The sequence below is a fragment of the Pseudomonas sp. IT-P12 genome, from assembly GCF_949767465.1.
Classification (GTDB): domain Bacteria; phylum Pseudomonadota; class Gammaproteobacteria; order Pseudomonadales; family Pseudomonadaceae; genus Aquipseudomonas.
In genome coordinates, this window is the sequence record NZ_CATKPY010000011.1 from 950,183 (window position 1) to 970,643 (window position 20,461).

Sequence of the window (20,461 nt, forward strand, 5' to 3'; positions counted from 1 at the left end):
GACGACTCATCTAGCATTGGGAATACTTCTCAATTACAAGCCAGCCTGCCGCCATGAGCGAAACCCTCCCCGCGAACCACAGTCACCACCTGCGTGCGATTGAGGACCTGTACAGCGGTCATCACAGCTGGCTGTACGCGATGTTGAAAAGAAAACTGGGCAACGCCATGGATGCGGCAGACCTGGCGCAAGACACGTTCGCTCGCATCCTTGCCTCCCAGGTCACGGTGATCGAGCAACCACGGGCCTATTTGAGCTGCGTGGCCAAGGGCATCCTGGTCAACTGGTACCAGCGCAAGGCCCTCGAACGCGCCTATCTGGAGGCCCTCGCCCACTTGCCGGCGCAAGAGGTTCCGTCACCGGAATCGCATTTCGTGGTGCTCGAAACCCTGCACGAAATCGACGCGATGCTCGATGCCCTGCCACCGCTGGTCAAACGGGCGTTCCTGCTGTCGCAGCTCAACGGCCTCAAATACCAGGACATCGCCGATCAACTGGACGTGTCGCTGATTACCGTCAAGCGCTACATGAAGCAGGCGTTCGTCCAATGCCTGATGCTGGTGGAGTGAATGCTCTCGCTGCGCAAAGAGCCACCGCTGGCCCCCGAAGTGCTCGAAGAAGCCGCCGAATGGCTGATGCGTCTGAGCGAAAACGACCTGAGCGACAGTGAACGCGCCGAATGGGAGCTGTGGAAGGTCAGCAGCCCCGAGCGTGATCGCGCCTGGGCCCGGGCGCAGTTGCTGCAAAGCAAGCTGGGCGGCTTGCCGCCCTCCCTGGCGATGTCGGCGCTTGACCGGCCGAGCAGCCCGGAACGCCGCGCGGCACTGGGCAAGCTGGCGCTGTTGCTCGCGGTGATGCCGGTAGGCTGGGGCAGTTGGAAACTGACGCAGTCGCAGCAGTGGACGGCGGATTACCGTACCGCCGTCGGCGAGCGACGAGAGCTGACCCTGGCCGATGGCTCGCGCATCACCCTGAACACCGACAGTGCCGTCGATGTGCTGTTCGACAGCCAGCAACGACTGATCCGCCTGCGTGAAGGCGAGATACTGGTGCAGACTGCCGCAGACACCTCAGCCCTGCCCCGGCCGTTCCTGGTCAGCACCCGTCAGGGCCACATGCAGGCCCTGGGCACACGTTTCATCGTCCGCGAACTGAATCCGTTCACCCATCTCGCCGTGCTGGAAGGCGCCGTGAAAGTGGTGTTGGCCGATAACCGCGAATCCACGCCGCTGATCGTCAACGCCGGGCAAAGCACCGAATTTACCGCGCAGACCCAGAGTGCGCTGACCCAGGCGAATCGCCATGCCGGCGCCTGGACCCAGGGCATGTTGATGGCCGACAAAATGCGCCTGGCGGATTTCGTCGCGGAACTGGCGCGCTATCGTCGGGGCTTCGTCCGGTGTGACCCGGCCATTGCCGAGCTGCGCATTTCCGGCGCCTTTCCGATCAGCGATACCCAGCGCACCTTGAACATGCTGGTGCAAACCTACCCGGTGCTGGTCACCGGTCACTTGAGTGGTTACTGGGTCACCCTGTCTCCTGCCTGAGCCAAAAAAAATAAGTGCCGCAGGCTGATACTTTTGCGGATCTCGACTGGCAAACAAAGAAACCTTCATCCCTCACGTCCACAGGGTTCCCCGTCCATGCCTGTCATTCGCCACGCACTGCTCAGCCTGACCCTGATCAGCGCTGCCTGTCCGTTGGTTCTGGCGGACGTGCCGGTGCAGTTGGATTCGGTCGAAATCCGCACCTATCACATTGCCTCCGGACCATTGGGCGCCACGCTGTCGAGCTTCGCCGTCGAGGCCGGCATTGCGCTGTCGTTCGAGCCATCCATCACGGAAGGCCTGATCAGTCCGGGGCTGTCCGGTGCGTATTCGACCCAGGAGGCCGTGACCCGTTTGCTGGCCGGCAGCGGGCTGGACATGGTCCCGCGCAGCGACGGCAGCTACACGTTGGTACTGCGCCGGGTCACCCTGACGCCAACCACCGTCGAAGGCATCGACAGACGCAGCGACAACCTGCCGCCGGTGTATTCGGGGGGCCAGGTGGCCGTCGGCAGCCGCCTCGGCATGCTGGGCAATACCGATGTGATGGATGCGCCGTTCAGCGTCAGCACCTACACCGCCGCGTTGATCAAGGATCAACAAGCGACGACCGTGGGCGATGTGCTGGAGCGAGACTCATCGGTACGCTCCACCGGCCAGACCGGCGGCATCGTCGATTCGTTCTTCATCCGTGGTTTTCCCGTGGGCGAAGGCAATCTTGGCGAGCTGGCGTTCGACGGCGTCTACGGCGTGGCCTCCAATTACCGGGTGTTCACCGAATACGCCGAGCGCATTGAAGTGGTCAAGGGGCCTGGGGCCCTGCTCTACGGCATGTCGCCCAACAGCGCCGTGGGTGGCGTGATCAACGTGGTGCCCAAGCGTTCCCTGGAGGAGGACCTGACCCGGTTCACCACCAGCTACGTCCAGGATTCACAGCTGGGTGGCCATATCGACCTCAGTCGGCGCTTTGGCGAAGAGCGCCGATTCGGCGTACGCCTCAATGGCAGCGTGCAACAGGGCGATACGGTGATTGACGATCAAGAGCGGGAGGTCGGCGTGGGTGCGCTGTCCCTGGACTATCAAGGCGAGCGCCTGCGCACCACCCTCGACCTGGTCAGCCAGAAGGAACAATTCGATGCCGCCTCCCGCCCCTTCCTGATCGCCCCGGGCGTGGACATTCCTTCGGCCGCCAACGGCCGGACCAACGTCAGCCAGGATTGGGGATGGTCCAAAACCCGTGACAAATCGGCGTTGCTCGGCGGCGAGTACGACCTCACCGACAGCCTGACCGTCTTCGCCCATGCCGGTGGCGGCAAGTCGACCGTGGCGCGCATGTCCGATCAGACCCCGAGCATCATCAACGCTGCGGGTGATACTTCGTCGATACCCGGATATTACAAGTTCGAAGTCCAGCGCTACACGGTCGACGCCGGTGCCCGATTGCGTTTCGATACCGGGCCGATCAGCCACAGCACTGCCTTGCAGGCGACGCGTTACCGCGATGAATTATCTCGCGGCATCCTGTCCGGACCACCGACGCTGTCGAACATCTATCACCCGATCCACCGCCCCAAGCCGTCGATTGCCGAACCGGCCACGCCGAAAGTGTCCGCGAGTGAATTGTCCGGCATCGCCCTTGCCGACACCCTGTCGATACTCGAACAACGCGTGCAGCTCACGCTCGGCGTGCGCCAACAGAACATCCGGTCGCACAACTACAACACGGCCGGTGCGGTGACGGCGTCCTTCGACAATGGCAAGGCCACGCCGCTGTTCGGGGTGGTGCTCAAGCCCTGGGAACACGTGTCGTTCTACTACAACTACATTGAAGGGCTGAGCAAGGGTGACGTCGCCCCGAGCACCGCCTCGAACGCCGGCGAAACCTTCGCACCTTACGTTTCCCGGCAACAGGAGATCGGGGTCAAGCTCGACTACGGCAATTTCATGTCGACCCTCGCCCTGTTCCAGATCAAAAAGCCCAGCGGCGAATTGTCATCCGGGGTGTTTTCGGTCCAGGGCGAACAGCGCAACCGTGGCCTGGAGCTGAGCCTGTCGGGCGAAGTCGCCCAAGGCACGCGCCTGCTCGGTGGCGTGACGCTGCTGGATGCGCAACTGACCAAAACCAGCGTGGCCGCCAACCGAGGCAACACGCCGGTGGGCGTGCCGGACGCTCAAGCCAACCTCTGGGCCGAGTGGGACTTGCCTTGGGTCGAAGGGCTGACACTCACCAGCGGCGCGATCTACACCGCCAGCCAGTACGTCAACCAGGCCAATACCCAGGAGCTGGCCCCCTGGACTCGCTTCGATGTCGGTGCGCGATACACCACGCAGATTGCACAGCGCCCCACGACGTTTCGCGCCACGGTGCAAAACGTGTTCGACCGCGAGTACTGGTCGGGGGTCGCCTCCTATGGCGCGTTTTCCCAGGGGGCGCCGCGCACCCTTCTACTGTCGGCCACCGTCGACTTCTGACACTTGCAAAGGCCTTGATCATGCTCACCATTGTTCGACGCAGCCACGCCCTGGCCGCGCTGTTGTTTGCAGGATTGCTGGGGGTTTCATTGCCGTCCTCGGCGTCCGAGGCGAGTGCACCGCTCAGTAGCGTCACCGATTTGCTCGGCCGCCAGGTCAAGGTGCACCTGCCGGTCAAGCGGGTCATTCTCGGTGAAGGACGCCAGTTGTATCTGGTGGCCGCACTGGATACGCAGAATCCCCTCGAACGCATCGTGGGCTGGCGCAAGGACCTGATCCAGTCCGACCCCGACACCTACAACGCCTACCTGCGCATGTTTCCCCAGATAGCCAGGATCCCCACCTTCGGCGGATTTGAAGACGGCACCTTCGACATCGAGCAAGCGATCTCCCAGCGCCCCGATGTGATCATCCTCAACATCGAGGCCCGGCATGCCACCGAGGATGCGCGTTACATCGAGAAGCTCGATGCCCTGGGCATCCCCGTGGTGTACGTCGACTTCCGCAACAACCCCATGCAGAACACCGAACCGACCATGCGCCTGTTCGGCCAGTTGTTCGGCAAAGAGCAACGTGCCGAGGACTTCATCGCGTTTCGCAACGAGCAGATCCGACGGGTGACCGACGTGATTGCCGCGCAGCACCCTGCCCGCCCCAACGTGTTCATCGAGCGCATCGGTGGCTACACCGACGATTGCTGCCTGAGCTTCGGCAATGAAAACTTCGGCCGCTTCGTCGAAATGGCCGGCGGCAACAACATCGCCAAGGACATCATCCCCACCACCTTCGGTCAGTTGAATGCCGAACAGGTGATCGTCGCCAATCCGGACCAGGTGGTTGTGACCAGCGCCAACTGGGAAGCCTTCGCGCCGGGTGGCCACTGGGTGGGGGTGGGGCCGGGAGCGGACCTGACGCAAGCGCGCCACAAACTGGCGTGGTACACCGGGCGCGCGGCCTACGCCGGGATCAAGGCACAGGACAGTCAGGCATTCCATGCCATCTGGCACCAGTTCTACAACAGCCCCTACCAGTTCGTGGCTATCCAGCAACTGGCAAAGTGGTTTCATCCGACGCTGTTTGCCGACCTCGATCCGCAAGCCGCCTTTCGTCAACTGCACGAGCGCTTCCTGCCGGTGCCCTATGAGCCGGGTTACTCCGTGAGCCTGCGCGAGCCTGGGGTCACGCCATGAACGCGCTCAACGATGTCGCGCCCGGCCAGCGCGACACCTACCGTCGCCTGGTGGTGCGCAAACGCCTGATCCTCGGCGTCCTGGCGCTGCTGCTGTTGGGCAGCGTGCTGCTTGACCTGGCCCTGGGGCCGGCCAGCTACGGCCTTGACGAAGTGCTCGGCGCCCTGCTTTCACCCGACAGCGCGGCGCCGCAAGTACGGGTCGTGATGTGGGACATCCGCTTGCCCGTGGCGCTGATGGCGGTTGCCGTCGGCGCGGCGTTATCGCTGGCCGGTGCACAGATGCAGACCATCCTCAACAACCCGCTGGCCAGTCCCTTCACCTTGGGCATCTCCGCTGCAGCCAGTTTCGGTGCGGCCATGGGGCTGGCGTTCGGCGTGGCCCTGTTTCCGCTGGCGGCACACTACATGGTGCCGGTCAACGCGTTCATCATGGCCATGCTGTCCGCCTTGCTCATCCATTTCTTGAGCATGCGCCGTGGCGTCACCGCCGAAACCATCGTCCTGCTCGGCATCGCCCTGGTGTTCACGTTCAACGCCTTGCTGGCCCTGGTGCAGTTTTTTGCCACCGAGCAAGCCGTGGCAGCGGTGGTGTTCTGGACCATGGGCAGCCTGACCAAGGCCACCTGGCCCAAGCTTGGCGTGATCTGCCTGGTGATCCTGATCACCCTGCCCGTCTTCGCCAGGCGAACCTGGGTGCTCACGGCGCTGAGACTGGGCGATGACAAGGCCGCCAGTTTCGGCATCAACGTGCGCAGCCTGCGCTTCCAGACGCTGATCATGGTCAGCCTGCTGGCCGCGTTTCCCGTGGCCTTCGTCGGCACCATCGGTTTCATCGGGCTGGTCGGCCCGCACATCGCCCGGATGCTGATTGGCGAAGATCAACGCTTCTTTCTGCCGGCCTCGTTACTGACGGGGGCCTTGATCCTGTCCGCCAGTTCGGTGGTCAGCAAAACCCTGATCCCCGGGGCGATTTTCCCCATCGGCGTGGTCACCTCGCTGATCGGCGTGCCGTTCTTCATATCTCTGATCCTCAGCGGGAAGAAAAACTCATGGTAACGATCCAGCTGGAGGAACTCGGCGCCGGCTATGGTCAGCGCACCATCATCAGCGGTGTCAGCACGGCGACTTTTGTCGGCGGTCAGGTCGTCGCCGTGGTCGGTCCCAATGCCGCCGGCAAATCCACCCTGTTCAAACGCATGGCCGGGCTGATCGACGGGCCCGGCAGGGTCAACGTGCAAGGCGTGGAACAGGGCCCGCAAGCCATCAGCTACATGCCCCAGGGCTTGAACGCCAGCGCCCGGTTGACGGTGTATGAATCGGTCCTGTTGGCGCGCAAGCAACTGACGCCCGGCTGGGCCGTTCACGACGACGAACTCAAGCTGGTCGATGAAATTCTCGATGCCTTGGGCATCACCGCCCTGTCGTTCCGCAACCTGGGTGAACTCAGCGGCGGCCAGCAGCAGCTGGTTTCGATTGCCCAGACGCTGGTGCGCGAGCCGCACATCCTGCTGATGGACGAGCCCACCAGCGCCCTGGACATGCATCGTCAGGTCCAGGTGCTGACCTTCATGCGAGACCTGGCCCGCAAACGCCAGGTGATTGTATTTATCGCGATCCATGACCTGAACCAGGCCTTGCGCTTTGCCGATCAGGTGCTGGTCATCGCCGATGGCACCGCCCGCGCCAGCGGTCCGAGCCACGAGGTGATCAACGAACAAATGCTGCGCGAGGTGTACAGGGTCGAGGCGCGGATCGAGCGCTGCAGCCGTGGGGAGCACCATATCCTGATTGACGATATTGTCTGAATGACCCGGGCTTCAGGCGGGTCGGCAGCGGCCGATGGCCGCCTGACCTGACAGGCGTTGGGCCCGCCGCTTACGGTTCGACGCCCGCCAACGCCTTGCCCGCGACGTCCAGCAACAAATCCGCATGTTCGCGTTCAAACGCCAGCAGCGGACGGATTTTCAGCACGTTTTCCAGTGGTCCGGCGGCGCTGATCAGCACCCCCAGCTCGCGCATCGCGTTGACCACCTGGCGGGTCTGGGCGGCGGCCGGGCTTTGGGTCGCGCGGTCGGTCACCAGTTCGACGCCCAGGAACAGCCCTGCGCCGCGCACGTCGCCGATGATCGGGTAACGCTCGGCCAGTTGCTGGAAACCTGCCAGCAGGTATTGGCCCATCGTGTGCGAGCGCTGTTGCAGCTGTTCGTCACGTATGACGTTCAGCACCGCATGGCCTGCCGCGCAGGACACCGGGTTGCCGCCGAAGGTGTTGAAATAACGCATGTTCTTGCCGAAATGATCGACCACCTCGGCCCGCCCGACGAGGCCGGCAATGGGCTGGCCGTTGCCCATCGGCTTGCCCATGGTGACGATGTCGGGGCGCACGTTGTGGCGCTCGAAGCCCCACAGGTTCAGACCGGTCCGGGCGAAACCAGCCTGCACTTCATCGGCGATGTACAACAGCCCTTCGGCCTGGGCCAGCGCAATCCCCTCGGCAATGCACCCGGCAGGGTCCGCCAGGACACCGTCGCTGGCGAAGATGCCATCGAGCAGGATCGCGGCCGGGCGGATGCCGTGCGCGCGCAAGTCTTCGATCGCCGCCCGCACATCGGCGGCGAAGGTCGAGGCGACAGCCTCCTGCCCCAGCCGATAGGCATCGGGTGCACGGACCCTGCGCACGTGCGGCGGCAGGATCATGCTCGGGCCCAGGGACGGCGACAACTCGGCGATATCGCCCGTGACGCCGTGGTAGGCGAACCGGGTGATGATCACGCCGGTGCCGCCGGTGAACTGTTTGGCGATGCGCAATGCCAGGTCGTTGGCTTCGCTGCCTGTGCAGGTGAACATGACCCGCTCGAGGTCCTCGGGAAAGGTGCCCAGCAGCTGTTCGGCGTAATCCAGCACGCCTTCCTGCAGGTAACGGGTATGGGTGTTCAATTGCGCGGCTTGCCGGGTCATCGCCTCGACCACCCGTGGATGGCAATGCCCCACGGACGCCACGTTGTTGTAGGCATCGAGATAACGGCGACCCTGTTCGTCGTACAGCCACACGCCTTCGCCGCGCACCGTGTGCAACGGTCGCTCGTAAAACAGTCGGTAAGCCGGCCCGAGCAGGCGCTCCCGGCGTTCGATGAGGCGTTTTTCCGTGTCTGAAAGACGATCGGCATCCCCGGCGGTGAAACCGTTGATCATGCTCATGCGCCAACCTCCTGAGTGCAAGCGGCCAGTATTCGGTCGTGGATATGCGCCGGGGATACCGAGGACAGGCCTGCCAGGCTTTCCTGGGCGCGATGGGCATTGCGCAAAATGTACGCGCGGTTATCCGGGTGCAGGTCCGCCCGCCAGAAATTGATGCACAGCGACAACGCCAGGCGCGTCGAGATCAACACCGGCAGCAGTTCAAGTTCTTCGCCCAGCAGCGGGTTGACCCGGTGATAGGCGCGGATCATGTCCAGTGCCGGGGCCAGGACATCACCCGACACACCCAATTGGTAAGAGGCCGCCACCGCGACTTCGTTGACCAGCGGCGCCCGGACCATGTCACCGAAATCCAGGATGTTGCGCAGGACATCCGGGTGCTCGGGGTCGACAATGATGTTGTGCGGATTCATGTCGTTATGAATCACCTGCTGGCGCAGCGTGGGGGCGCTCGCCAGCACCTGCTCTTCAAACCGGTCCAGGCTGTGTTCAACCCTGTCGCGACGCAACCCCGGCTCGATGTAGTCGAGCAGCGGCCTGAGGCGCTGTGCATGCTGCATGTCCCACAGCAGCACATGCCCGGCAGCCGGATGGCTGAAGCCGCTCAAGGCCAGATCGAAGCGGGCCAGTGCTTGCCCCAGGTTCTGCCGGAACGCCTCGCAGGTGCAGGCAACGCGGTGCAGCGGCAGGCCGTCGACGAACGACAGCAAGCGCACCAGCATGCGTTGGCCCTCGATCTCGACCGATTCGACGAACCCGCCACTCAGCGACGGATAGACACGCTGCACGGGCAGTGCGGGATCGTGTCGCTCGATCTGACGCATGGCCTGGTTATGAAAATCGACGACATCCGGGTTTTCCAGCGGATGGGAAAGCTTGAACAGACGGGACGAACCGTCCGCGAGGATGACCCGGAAATTCAGGTCGCGCTCGCCGCCCAGCCTCTCAAGTTTCCCGCTGATCGCATAGTGCTGCCGGAGGGCTTCATGGACCTGCGCCTCGCTGACCCGGGCAGGTGCCGCCTCCAGCAGACAGGCTTCAGCAAATACATTCTCAAGCGGCATTGATGACTCCTCGCCTCGGTGACTGGGGCCTGCGCGTACAGGCACAGGCCCCTTGCATTACTTGTTGGCCCAAGCGATGAAGCGCTCTTCCAGGTCTTCACCGTGATCGATCCAGAATTCGGCGTCCGTCGCCCGTGCATTCTTCAGGTTGTCCGGTGATGTCGGCAACTTCTTGCCCACGGCTTCATCGACCAGCGCGATGGTGTTTGTGTTGCTTGGTCCATAGGGGATGGCCTCGACGAAGTTCTTTTGCTGGACCGGTGCACTGGCGAACGCGATGAAGTTTTCAGCCAGCGCCTTCTTCGGTGAGCCTTTGACGATCGCCCAGTGATCCAGGTCGTACAGGCTGCCGTTCCACTGCATCTCGAAGGACTGCCCCTCGGCCTGCGCCGAGGTGACACGCCCGTTATAGGCCGAGGTCATCACCACGTCGCCCGCCGCCAGCCACTGCAACGGCTGCGCGCCGGACTCCCACCACTGGATATCGGGCTTGATCTGGTCCAGCTTGCGGAAGGCCCGCTGAACGCCCTCCTCGGTTCCGAGCAAGGTGTAGACGTCTTCCTTGGCGACGCCGTCTGCCAGCAGGGCAAACTCAAGGGTGAACTTGGCGCCACGCCGCAGGCCACGCTTGCCGGGGTATTTCTTCACATCCCAGAAATCCGCCCAGCCTTGCGGTGCACTGGCGAGTTTTTTCGGATCGTAGGTCAGTACGGTAGACCAAATGAAGATACCGACGCCGCAGTCGCTGACCGCCGCCGGGAGGAAATCCTCTTTCTTGCCGATCCGAGACCAGTCCAGCGGCTCGAACAGACCTTCGCTGCAACCGCGAAGCAGTTCGGGTGACTCGACTTCAACCACGTCCCAACTGGTTTTGCCGGTGTCGGCCATGACCCTGATCTTGGCCATTTCGCCGTTGTAGTCGTCGGCGGTGACCGCCACATTCTTCTGTGCAGTGAACGGCTTGTAGAACGCTTTTTCCTGGGCCTGGCGGTTGTTGCCGCCGAACGACACCACGGTGAGTTTTTCGGCTGCGCTCAGAGGGCCGGCGAGGGCTCCAAGCATCAGTACAGCTGCAATTTTCCGGTTCATGCGTCTCTCCGATTCGCTACGTGCGTTGGCGGCAGCTTTAAGGGATGGCAGGTGGTTTTTTTGTTTTTGGCAGCAGTGTTTCGGTCAGCGCCGGGTGTCATGCACCTGGTGGCCGGCACCCGGGATCGATCCCGAGGCGCGGCTCATTAGTACCATATTCAGAATATGATGCATCATAATTTTTATTGGTATAGTCTGATCACTGCCATCCAACCCCAGGAGCGCCTTGCATGACCGAACAACGAACCCTCCTCCTCACTGGTGCGAGCCGCGGTATCGGCCATGCCACGGTGAAGCACTTCAACGCCGCAGGCTGGCGCGTCTTCACCGCGTCCCGACACGACTGGACCGAAGGCTGCCCCTGGGCGGAGGGACTGCTGAACCACATCCACCTGGACCTGGAAGACATCGACGAGGTCCGTCGCAGCCTCCCGGCCATCCGCGAAAAACTCGGCGGGCGTCTGGATGCGCTGGTCAACAACGCAGGCATTTCACCCAAGGGCGAGGCCGGCGCGCGACTGGGCGTGCTGGAGTCCGACTACGCCACCTGGCTCAGCGTCTTCAACGTCAACCTGTTTTCCACGGCCCTGCTCGCCCAGGGGCTGTTTGATGAACTCAAAGCTGCGCAGGGCTCGGTGATCAACGTCACCTCGATTGCCGGCTCCCGGGTACACCCCTTTGCCGGGGTTGCCTATGCCTGCTCGAAAGCGGCGCTGGCCGCGTTGACGCGAGAGATGGCGCACGACTTCGGACCCCACGGCGTGCGGGTCAACGCGATTGCCCCGGGCGAAATCGAGACCTCCATCCTGTCGGCCGGGACGGAGCTGATCGTCGACCAGCAAATCCCCATGCATCGCCTTGGAAAGCCCGAAGAAGTCGCGTCCCTGGTGCATTTTCTGTGCACCCGCGGCGCGTCCTATATCAATGGCTCGGAAATCCATGTCAACGGAGGCCAGCACGTTTGAAATAGTCTGGAAATCCCGGCCGGAAACTCCCATCATTCGGGCCGGGCATCCGCCGTAGACGAGCGACCAATGAGCAACCCCTACCCCATTCAGACCCTCAAGCACTCCTACCTGGGCAGCGGCATCTATGAGCTGCTGCGCGAGGCCCTGATCACGGGACGTTTCCAGCCCGACGACCGGTTGCGCATCCGCGACCTGGCGGAGCAACTGGGCACCAGTGTCACGCCGGTACGCGATGCGATCCTGCAGTTGGCGAAGGAACAGGCGTTGATCCTCAAGACCCCGCGAGACATCCGCGTGCCGATCCTCACGGCCGCGCAGTACGGCGAAATCCGCAGCATCCGGCTGGCACTCGAGGGCCTGGCGGCTGAAACCGCCGCGTCGCTGGTCACCGACAACCAGCTCGACGACCTGCAAGGCTGCATCGAACGCAACATCGCCGCCATCAACGTCCAGGACCTGCAGGCAGCGCTCAAGTGCAACCAGGAATTTCATTACGCACTGACCACCATCGCCGGCATGCCCGTGCTGGCCGGTTTGCTGGACAGCCTGTGGATGCGCACCGGCCCGCTGATCGCGCGGGCCTACGGCAACTTCAACGAGCGGATGGCCATCGACCATCACTGGGAAGTGCTCGAAGCCCTGAAACGGCGCGACGGCGCGGCGGCGCGCAAGGCGATCTGCTGCGACATTCTCGATGGTAACCAGAAGATGCTCGAGTACATCGAACAGAGCGTCTGACTCAACGAATGGTCGGGCGTCTGGCCCGTGATTGCCGTGCGAACTCGTTTGGCGTCCTTCCTGTGTGCTGGCGGAAAGCCCGGCTGAAGGTCGCCTGGGAAGAAAAACTCAGGATCATCGCCACCTCGGCGACAGAATGAGCGCTATAGGTGAGCAGGTACCTCGCGCGCTCCATACGCCGCTCGTTGACGTAGCGCTGCGGCGTCTTGCCGGTGACAGCCTTGAAAGAACGGGCGAAATGAAAGCGGCTGAGATACGCCACGGCAGCCAGGTCGTCGAGGCTGATATTCGCCTCGATGTTGTCCTCGATGTAATCCATCACCTGGCGAATGCGTTTGACCCCTGGATTGGGCACACGCTCCAGTGATGCGAGGCGAGCCGGCGCGGCACTGGTAAATCGCTGAATGAGCCGGGCGGCGGCGCTGCACGCCAGCGACTCGACCAGCAACTTCCCCGACGGCGTCGAATGCTGCATTTCCATGAGGATGGCATTGCCGATACTGGCGATCAGATCGTCTTCAAACCCGCGCTCAAAGCGCATCGTCAAATACTCGCTGCCATCGAAACATTCACCCAGCGCCTCGGCAGAAAAATGCTCGGCTCCCAGGTGCACGTGCAACAGATCGGGCATGCGCGCCGAGAGCAGGACCAGGTCTTCCTGAATGCCTTTGGGGCAGATCCACGCCATTCCGCGCCGGGTCGGTGTCTGCTCGATGACATCGTAGGCCTTGCGGGTCACCACCGAGCCGCTGTCGCCCCGGGCATCGAGTACCAGTTCGGTGGTCGGTTGGCGGGTGTTTTTGGCGATAACACCGTCGCTATGGCTGCGCACTTCGGCAAGCAGGCCCTTCCAGTTGCGGTCTGCCGACGAGAGCAGCAATCCGGATGAACTGTATTTTTCGAGTTTATAGCGAAGGAGCGGCATCGAGACTTCTCTGGGCCCAGTCGTTCAAGGGTCCGGCGAAGTCTCACACTCCGGGCGCCTTCCTGGCAACCGGCAGGCGAATGGCCGATACAAAAACGCCAGGCGGTTCGATGCGCCTGACGTTTCCCGTCTTGAGCCTTGGCTAAGGCCGAGTGATGATCCCCACCGCTGAGGCCCCTGCTCTCTCGGAGGTTCCCAGCAACCCTTTGGTGATTTGCCAGATCACCGCAAACGCGCCGACCAGGAACACGATGTCGCCGAAGGTGCGCACCCAACGCAGGGTTTGCAGCAGGTCCTGTTGCATGAACGCCTCGCTGCGGGCGTACCACAAGCCCTGGCTGGCGCTGGCATAGAACTGCAGGATGCCGATGGGCAGCAGGCTGGTGAAAATCATCAGCGCCAGCCCGCCGTTGAGCCACCAGAAACCGGTGTTCATCAGGCGATCGTTGAACTGCAGGTTCGGCCGCAGGTAACGCAGGATCAGCAGGCTGAAGCCCAGTGCCAGCGAGCCGTAGACGCCGAACAACGCGGCGTGGGCGTGCAGTGGCGTAGTGTTCAGGCCCTGGATGTAATACAGCGAAATCGGCGGGTTGATCAGGAACCCGAAGACACCGGCCCCGAGCATGTTCCAGAACGCGGTGGCGATGAAAAACTGCAGCGGCCAGCGAATTTTCGTCATCCACGCCGCGCGTTCCTTGAGGTGCCAGTTTTCCCAGGCCTCATAACCCAGCAAAATGAGCGGGACCACTTCCAGTGCACTGAACGTCGCGCCGACCGCCATCACCGGTGTGGTGGTGCCGGAAAAATAGATATGGTGGAAGGTGCCGGGCACGCCACCGAGCATGAACAGCGAGGCCGACCCCAGCGTCGCGGTCGTCGCCAGGCGCTTGGACACCAGGCCCATGCTGGTGAAGATGAACGCCAGCGCGGTGGTGGCGAACACTTCGAAGAAGCCTTCGACCCACAGATGCACGACCCACCAGCGCCAATATTCCATGACCGACAGGTTGGTGCGTTCGCCGTAGAACAGGCCCGCGCCATAGAACAGGCCGATGGCAATCACCGAACAGGCCAATAGCGCCAGCAGGTTTTTGTCACCGGGCTGGCGCAGGGCAGGCACCATCGCGCGCAGCATCAGCACCAGCCAGAACACGATCCCGGCAAACTTGGCGATCTGCCACAGGCGGCCCAGGTCGACGTACTCGTAACCCTGGTGACCGAGCCAGAAACTCCATTCGACGGGCATCAGTTGCGCGATGGCGAGGAAGTTGCCGGTGTAGGAACCCACGACCACCAGCACCAGGGCCCAGAACAACAGGTCCACGCCCAGCTTCTGGTATTTGGGGTCTTTGCCGCCGTTGATGAATGGCGCCAGGAACAGCCCGGCGGCGAGGAAACCGGTGGCAATCCAGAACATCGCGCTCTGCAGATGCCAGGTCCGGGTCAGCGAATAGGGGAACCACTTCGACAGCGGCAGGCCGTAGAAATCCTGGCCCTCAACGGTGTAGTGCGCGGTCGCGCCGCCCATCATGACCTGGAAGCCGAACAGTGCACCGACCAGCAGCAAATATTTGCCAAGGGCTTTTTGCGACGGTGTCAGGGTGATCAGGCTCAGAGGATCCTGCGCAGGCACCGTGGGTGAGCCCTCCTTGTGGTTACGCAGGAACGCCCAGCCCCAGACCAGGAAGCCGATGCCCGCCAGCAGTACGACGATGCTGATGACCGACCAGACCATGTTCTCGGCCGTGGCGTTGTTATCGATCAGGGGTTCATGGGGCCAGTTGTTGGTGTAGGTCGCGTTCAGTCCGTCACGCTCAGTGGCGGCGGCCCAGGCGGTCCAGAAGAAAAAGTGAGTGAGCTGCTGACGCCGGGCCGGGTCAGGCATCGTCACCTCCTTCATCGCGAAACTCTGGCGGCTGCTACTCAGCGATGGATCGCCACCGAAGAGCGCATCGTAATAGGCGCCCGTCTGCCGGATCGCCTGGATGCGGCGTTCACTGAGCACCAAGGTGCCATCGACCAGGCGGTTGCCGCGGTATTCGCGCTTGAGTTGATGACGCAGCAAGGCTTGCTGATCGCCATCGATCTCGGCGTAGGCTTTGCCATAACCCTGCTGTGCCGCCAGGTCCAGCCAGGCGAGCAGTTCGCGGTGCAGCCAATCGGCCGTCCAGTCCGGCGCCTGGTACGCACCGTGACCCCAGATCGAGCCCAGCTGCATGCCGCCGACACTTTGCCAGGCGGTTTGGCCATCAAGAATGTCCACGGACTGAAACAGCAATTGGCCGCTGGCACTTTGCACTCGCTCGGGAATCGGCGGGGCCTGGCGATAGATCTCACGCCCGAACCAACCGAGCAGGCAAAAAGTCACGCCTAATATCCCGATCAGGTACCACCATAACTTTCGATACTCACCCATATGTCACCTCAATTTGCCAATACGGTCGAATGCCAAGGCATGCGTTTATTTCTCGCGCATCCGTACATGACTGTTTATTCATTTATATTTTTTCTTTGGATACCGTTATGTAACGGCGAACACGAACCCATTACTCGAAGTCAACCCGAGCAATCATTCCATTTCGTGAAACCCTCGGCACAGAGCCTTTTTAGCTATAAATACCGTGCACCACCCATATTGAAAAATACCGCTAATACAGCAATTAACACCCTATCAGCAAAACATCGAATTACCCCTGAAGCCAACAAGCCATCACAACTATTTGCACCCTTTAACACCGCATTACAACGGACTAAACCATAGTAAGCAGGCAAATTGTTCAGCTTGATCCGGATTAATCAGGAGCATTTCCCATGGCAGACGATTCCTCACTTTCACCTGACGAAACAGTGCGTCGAAACTTGTTGCTGGGTGGCTTGGCGACGGCGGTCGTGGCTGCCTTGCCGGCTTCCGCTTCAGCGGCCTCCGTTAAAACCGCTCCCTCCAATGCAAAAGGAACCCAGGGCATGGCAACCATCGCGACCAAAGAAGGTGTTGAGCTTTACTACAAGGATTGGGGCCCGAAGGATGGCCCGGTCGTAACCTTGAGCCATGGTTGGCCATTGAACGCTGACAGCTGGGATTACCAGGCTTTTTTCCTGGCATCCAAGGGCTTTCGTGTGATTGCCCACGACCGCCGCGGTCATGGCCGCTCGAGCCAGCCCTGGGACGGTAACGACATGGATCACTACGCCGATGACCTGGCCACCGTGATCAATACGCTGGACCTGCGTAACGTGACCGTGATCGGTTTCTCGACCGGTGGCGGTGAAGTCGCGCGCTACATCGGACGCCACGGCACCTCCCGCGTAGCGAAGATCGGCCTGATTTCAGCCGTACCGCCACTGATGCTGAAAACCGCGAAAAACCCGGGCGGCCTGCCGATCGAAGTCTTCGACGGCATCCGCAACGGCATGCTGGCCGACCGTTCGCAAATCTTCAAGGACATCCCGGCCGGGCCGTTCTACGGGTTCAACCGCCCGGGCGCCAAGACCTCCCAGGGCATGATTGACGCCTGGTGGATGCAGGGCATGACAGGCGGGTTCAAGAATACTTTCGACTCTGTCAAGGCGTTCTCGGAAACCGACTTCACCGAAGACCTGAAAAAATTCGACAAGCCAACGCTGATCATCCATGGCGATGACGACCAGATCGTGCCGATCGACGCGGCGGGCCGCGCCTCGAAGAAGCTGGTGCCCCACGCCCTGTTGAAAGTGTATCCGGGTGCCCCGCATGGCTTGACCGAGACCCATAAGGATCAGTGCAACCAGGACCTGCTGGCCTTCCTGCGCAGCTGACCTCAACCAACGCATCCTCAGTACGCTCCCCCCTCTTTAGCTACGGGTAACGCCAGGTTCTTACCGCTTATGCCGGATGAACCCGAGAGATTCTGATGGCGACTGGTGATCACCTCAGCCCGGACTCTGTCGTCGTTATCCGTAGCTCTTTTTATTGCACCATCGAGAGGCTACGCCATGTCGAATCACAAACTGACAACGGCCAACGGCGCTCCCGTCGTTGACAACTTCAACACCCAAACCGCCGGCCCCCGTGGTCCCGCCTTGCTGCAAGACGTCTGGTTGCTGGAAAAACTGGCGCACTTCGATCGCGAGGTGATCCCTGAACGGCGCATGCACGCCAAGGGCGCGGGTGCTTTCGGCACATTTACCGTGACCCACGACATCACCCGTTACACCAGGGCCGACCTGTTCAGTGCGGTCGGCAAACAAACGCCAATGTTCACCCGATTCTCCACGGTAGCGGGCGAGCGCGGTGCGGCCGATGCCGAACGGGACATTCGCGGTTTCGCCATGAAGTTCTATACCGAACAAGGCAACTGGGATCTGGTGGGCAACAACACCCCAGTGTTTTTCTTTCGCGATCCGCTGCGTTTCCCAGACCTCAACCACGCCGTCAAACGCGATCCGCGCACCGGCATGCGCAGCGCCCAGAACAATTGGGACTTCTGGTCGTCACTGCCCGAAGCGCTGCACCAGGTGACCATCGTCATGAGCGAGCGCGGGATTCCTCGCAGTTATCGACACATGCACGGCTTTGGCAGCCACACCTTCAGCCTGATCAATGCCAACAATGAACGACACTGGGTCAAGTTCACCTTCAAGACCCAGCAAGGCATTGCAAACCTGAGCGATGAACAAGCCAGACAGCTGGTGGGTGAAGATCGTGAAAGTCATCACCGCGACCTGTTCGATAGCATCGAAGCGGGAGACTTTCCACGCTGGACCCTGTACATACAGGTGATGACGCCGGCCCAGGCACAGGCCCATCCGGTGAACCCGTTCGACCTCACCAAGGTCTGGCCCCATGGCGACTATCCGCTGATCGAAGTTGGGTTCTTCGAGCTCAATCGCAACCCGCAAAACGTCTTTGCCGACGTTGAACAAGCCGCGTTCAGCCCGGCCAATATCGTACCCGGCATCGGTTTTTCGCCGGACCGCATGCTCCAGGCACGCCTGTTCTCCTACGGCGACGCTGCACGCTATCGCCTGGGGGTCAATCACAACCAGATCCCGGTCAATCAACCCCAGTGCCCGGTGCACAGCTTCCATCGTGACGGTGCCATGCGTGTCGACGGCAACCATGGCGGCACGCTGTCCTACGTACCCAACGGACGGGGCGAATGGCTGGATCAGCCTGAATGGCGCGAGCCGCCACTGGAGCTCTCCGGTGCTGCCGGTCACTGGGACCACCGCGTTGACGACGATCACTATGAACAACCCGGCAATCTGTTCCGACAGATGAACGACCAGGAGAAACAGGCGCTATTCGAAAACACCGCACGTTCACTGCAATCGGTGACACGGGAGGTTCAATTGCGCCACATTGCCAACTGCAACAAGGCTGATGTCGGTTACGGTGCAGGCGTCGCGAGCGCGTTGGCGGCGCTCGGCTAAGGCACTGACAACGCCCGTCGCCAAACCGGGATTGCCTTGTGGTGCGAGCCGACTCGCGCCACAAGGCATGACACCCAGACCGAATATCTACAAGGCTGCATTGCCAAACAGGTTGAACGGTTCCAGCTCCAAATCTGGTTTGGCGGCGCTGCACCAAGGACTCTGGCCATGACCGGAATGTTCGTAGTGCAAGGTGGCCTCGCGCTTTCCGCCCTCGCGTTTGATGGTTTTCTCAAGCGCATAGATCCGCACGGTTTCCAGCAAGCGAAAGTCCATGGTGCCGCTGGCGGTGGATTGAGGCACCAGCAGTGACTTGCCGACCAGCGCATCGAGTACGCCCATCAGCATGGCGAAATCCGGCAAGTCGGAATGATCCATGGCCTGAACATCACTCAAGCTGAACACCCCGACAAAATCCGCCAGGCGCAGGAATAACGCCTGCTCCTGGGCATTGAGGGCGTGAAAGCTGTAATCGAGCAGCGCTTCCAGCGTCCGGTGCCGGGAGACCGCATTGCGTCGCCCGGTCCAGTGCAGCCGGCAGCTGCTATCGAGCAGCGCGAGGGTGCCGGTGAGTCCGAAGGTCGCCACACGCGAAGCCGCCAGGGTAATTGCCAGCGGATTGGCGTCGAGTCGCAGACAGATCTCGATCATCTGCGCCACCTCTTCGTCTGGCAGCTCGCACAGGTGCCCGTTCGCCAGGCATTTATCGATAAAAAGCTCGACCGCCGAATAAGCCCGCGCCTCCACGGCCGACAGCTTCAGCTCCCTGGGAGGCACATCCAGCGGACCGAGGCGATAGGCGAACTCACCATCGACCCGCAAGGCTTCACGGATCGTCACCAGCACATGTAACTCAGTGCGGCTTTCGCTGAGCGCCTCGACCAGGGTCGCGACGCTCTCTAGAAAACCATCGCAATTGTCCAGGATCAGGACAGCACGGCTTGCGACGAATTTTGCCGCGATGGCCGTGACCGGGTCGGCCCCGTCCTGCTCAAGTCCGAACATCGTCAACAGCGCGGGCACCACGGGCTGCGCCTGGCCGAGCGAATCAAGATTAAGGTAATGCACAGCGGTGGAGAACTCGGCTTGCAGATGACTGGCACACGCCGCGGCCAGCATCGATTTACCCAGGCCGCCCGAGCCGATAATCGATACACAGCGATGCAGCAGGATCGCGTTCGCCAATAAACAAAGGTCACTGCCTCGCCCGACCATCTGACCTGTGCGGCGAGGTACGGCGTCACCCGAGGCACGTTGATCGGTCTTCAGTTCCAGGCGAGCCATCACATTCAAGCGGGTGACTTTCGCCACAAAACTGTAGCCACGCCCCGGGACATTGGCGACGTAGCGAGCGCCATTTTCCCCCTCCCCAAGAATTTTACGCAGCAGCCCGATGTTGACCCGCAAGTTGCTTTCATCAACAACGATGTTCTTCCAGGCCTTGGTCATCAGCGTTCGCTTGTTGATGACACTCCCCGCTTCCTTCACCAGGACAACCAGGATATCCAGTGCGCGACTACCAATAGCGATGGATTCCCCGGAGCGCTCCAGGCGCCTTTCTACTGGATACAAACGGAAGGGCCCAAAACTCCACACCACGTCGAAACCGTCTTCTGCTGCTGCACTCAAGGCGTATACCTCCGTAGTCATGGCAGGAGTTCTCCACGACCCTTTTGCCACTGACGACTTTTATTATTCGCGGCTACCCGACCATACAATCACCGGCAAGCAGGCATAAATACGCTTTCAATCAACAACTTAATCGTAAAACCCGTTTCACTATCAACAAATTTGGCGTCCCGGGCTTTGCACATATTGCTGAGTTTTTTGCAATTATTGCTCCGACTCTCCCGCAA

At 61.5% G+C, this 20,461-nt stretch carries 16 protein-coding genes; 10 read left to right on the forward strand and 6 right to left on the reverse strand.

Going from position 1 to position 20,461, the window contains the following annotated elements; genetic code table 11:
* Nucleotides 1-53: 53 nt before the first annotated feature.
* The 6 genes from ACM6IM_RS07425 to ACM6IM_RS07450 all read left to right on the forward strand — a co-directional run bounded on the left by ACM6IM_RS07425 (nucleotide 54) and on the right by ACM6IM_RS07450 (nucleotide 7,016).
* Nucleotides 54-569 carry a sigma-70 family RNA polymerase sigma factor gene (locus ACM6IM_RS07425; RefSeq protein WP_201191959.1) on the forward strand — a complete coding sequence of 172 codons (516 nt, stop codon included), beginning with the start codon at nucleotides 54-56 and terminating at the stop codon, nucleotides 567-569.
* The gene (locus ACM6IM_RS07430) at nucleotides 570-1,547 is read left to right on the forward strand and encodes a FecR domain-containing protein (RefSeq protein ID WP_414864682.1); all 978 of its coding nucleotides are present in this window, start codon (nucleotides 570-572) and stop codon (nucleotides 1,545-1,547) included.
* A gap of 96 nt (nucleotides 1,548-1,643) precedes the next feature.
* Entirely contained in the window at nucleotides 1,644-4,019 is a 2,376-nt protein-coding gene (locus tag ACM6IM_RS07435) for a TonB-dependent siderophore receptor (RefSeq protein WP_414864683.1), read from the forward strand.
* A gap of 20 nt (nucleotides 4,020-4,039) precedes the next feature.
* Nucleotides 4,040-5,209: an ABC transporter substrate-binding protein gene (locus tag ACM6IM_RS07440; RefSeq protein ID WP_414864684.1), complete on the forward strand. Its 1,170-nt coding sequence runs from the start codon at nucleotides 4,040-4,042 to the stop codon at nucleotides 5,207-5,209.
* Nucleotides 5,206-6,267, forward strand: coding sequence for a FecCD family ABC transporter permease (locus ACM6IM_RS07445; protein WP_414864685.1), 1,062 nt, complete (start codon nucleotides 5,206-5,208; stop codon nucleotides 6,265-6,267). Before ACM6IM_RS07440 ends, ACM6IM_RS07445 begins: the two co-directional genes overlap by 4 nt.
* Nucleotides 6,261-7,016, forward strand: coding sequence for an ABC transporter ATP-binding protein (locus ACM6IM_RS07450; RefSeq protein WP_192308295.1), 756 nt, complete (start codon nucleotides 6,261-6,263; stop codon nucleotides 7,014-7,016). The genes ACM6IM_RS07445 and ACM6IM_RS07450 overlap by 7 nt, the downstream gene beginning before the upstream one ends.
* A 70-nt stretch (nucleotides 7,017-7,086) precedes the next feature.
* Here ACM6IM_RS07450 and ACM6IM_RS07455 read toward each other — a convergent pair whose 3' ends face one another.
* From ACM6IM_RS07455 to ACM6IM_RS07465, 3 genes are read right to left on the reverse strand one after another with little or no spacing between them, the layout of a single operon-like run.
* The gene (locus ACM6IM_RS07455; protein WP_414864686.1) at nucleotides 7,087-8,409 is read right to left on the reverse strand and encodes an aspartate aminotransferase family protein; all 1,323 of its coding nucleotides are present in this window, start codon (nucleotides 8,407-8,409) and stop codon (nucleotides 7,087-7,089) included.
* The gene (locus tag ACM6IM_RS07460; RefSeq protein WP_414864687.1) at nucleotides 8,406-9,473 is read right to left on the reverse strand and encodes a phosphotransferase; all 1,068 of its coding nucleotides are present in this window, start codon (nucleotides 9,471-9,473) and stop codon (nucleotides 8,406-8,408) included. The genes ACM6IM_RS07455 and ACM6IM_RS07460 overlap by 4 nt, the downstream gene beginning before the upstream one ends.
* A 57-nt stretch (nucleotides 9,474-9,530) precedes the next feature.
* Complete coding sequence (locus ACM6IM_RS07465) at nucleotides 9,531-10,562, reverse strand: ABC transporter substrate-binding protein (RefSeq protein ID WP_192308298.1); 1,032 nt, start codon at nucleotides 10,560-10,562, stop codon at nucleotides 9,531-9,533.
* Nucleotides 10,563-10,792: 230 nt separating this feature from the next.
* On the opposite strand from ACM6IM_RS07465, the gene ACM6IM_RS07470 reads away from it, so the two are divergent.
* Together ACM6IM_RS07470 and ACM6IM_RS07475 are read left to right on the forward strand one after the other, a co-directional pair.
* Complete coding sequence (locus tag ACM6IM_RS07470; protein WP_414864688.1) at nucleotides 10,793-11,527, forward strand: SDR family NAD(P)-dependent oxidoreductase; 735 nt, start codon at nucleotides 10,793-10,795, stop codon at nucleotides 11,525-11,527.
* A gap of 69 nt (nucleotides 11,528-11,596) precedes the next feature.
* Nucleotides 11,597-12,268, forward strand: coding sequence for a GntR family transcriptional regulator (locus ACM6IM_RS07475; protein WP_414864689.1), 672 nt, complete (start codon nucleotides 11,597-11,599; stop codon nucleotides 12,266-12,268).
* A gap of 1 nt (nucleotide 12,269) precedes the next feature.
* Here ACM6IM_RS07475 and ACM6IM_RS07480 read toward each other — a convergent pair whose 3' ends face one another.
* Together ACM6IM_RS07480 and ACM6IM_RS07485 are read right to left on the reverse strand one after the other, a co-directional pair.
* Nucleotides 12,270-13,193, reverse strand: a complete 924-nt coding sequence (locus ACM6IM_RS07480) for a helix-turn-helix domain-containing protein (protein WP_414864690.1) — start codon at nucleotides 13,191-13,193, stop codon at nucleotides 12,270-12,272.
* Nucleotides 13,194-13,335: 142 nt separating this feature from the next.
* Nucleotides 13,336-15,561 carry a nitric-oxide reductase large subunit gene (locus tag ACM6IM_RS07485; protein ID WP_414864691.1) on the reverse strand — a complete coding sequence of 742 codons (2,226 nt, stop codon included), beginning with the start codon at nucleotides 15,559-15,561 and terminating at the stop codon, nucleotides 13,336-13,338.
* A 596-nt stretch (nucleotides 15,562-16,157) separates the two neighbouring features.
* On the opposite strand from ACM6IM_RS07485, the gene ACM6IM_RS07490 reads away from it, so the two are divergent.
* Both ACM6IM_RS07490 and ACM6IM_RS07495 read left to right on the forward strand, forming a co-directional pair.
* On the forward strand, nucleotides 16,158-16,988 hold the full coding sequence (locus ACM6IM_RS07490; RefSeq protein WP_201191943.1) for an alpha/beta fold hydrolase: 831 nt from the start codon (nucleotides 16,158-16,160) through the stop codon (nucleotides 16,986-16,988).
* Between the two features lie 177 nt (nucleotides 16,989-17,165).
* Nucleotides 17,166-18,605 (forward strand): catalase, encoded by a 1,440-nt coding sequence (locus tag ACM6IM_RS07495; RefSeq protein WP_192308304.1) that lies wholly within the window; start codon nucleotides 17,166-17,168, stop codon nucleotides 18,603-18,605.
* 87 nt (nucleotides 18,606-18,692) lie between these two features.
* On the opposite strand, the gene ACM6IM_RS07500 is transcribed toward ACM6IM_RS07495, so the two are convergent.
* Entirely contained in the window at nucleotides 18,693-20,234 is a 1,542-nt protein-coding gene (locus ACM6IM_RS07500) for an ATP-binding protein (RefSeq protein ID WP_414864692.1), read from the reverse strand.
* Nucleotides 20,235-20,461: the final 227 nt, after the last annotated feature.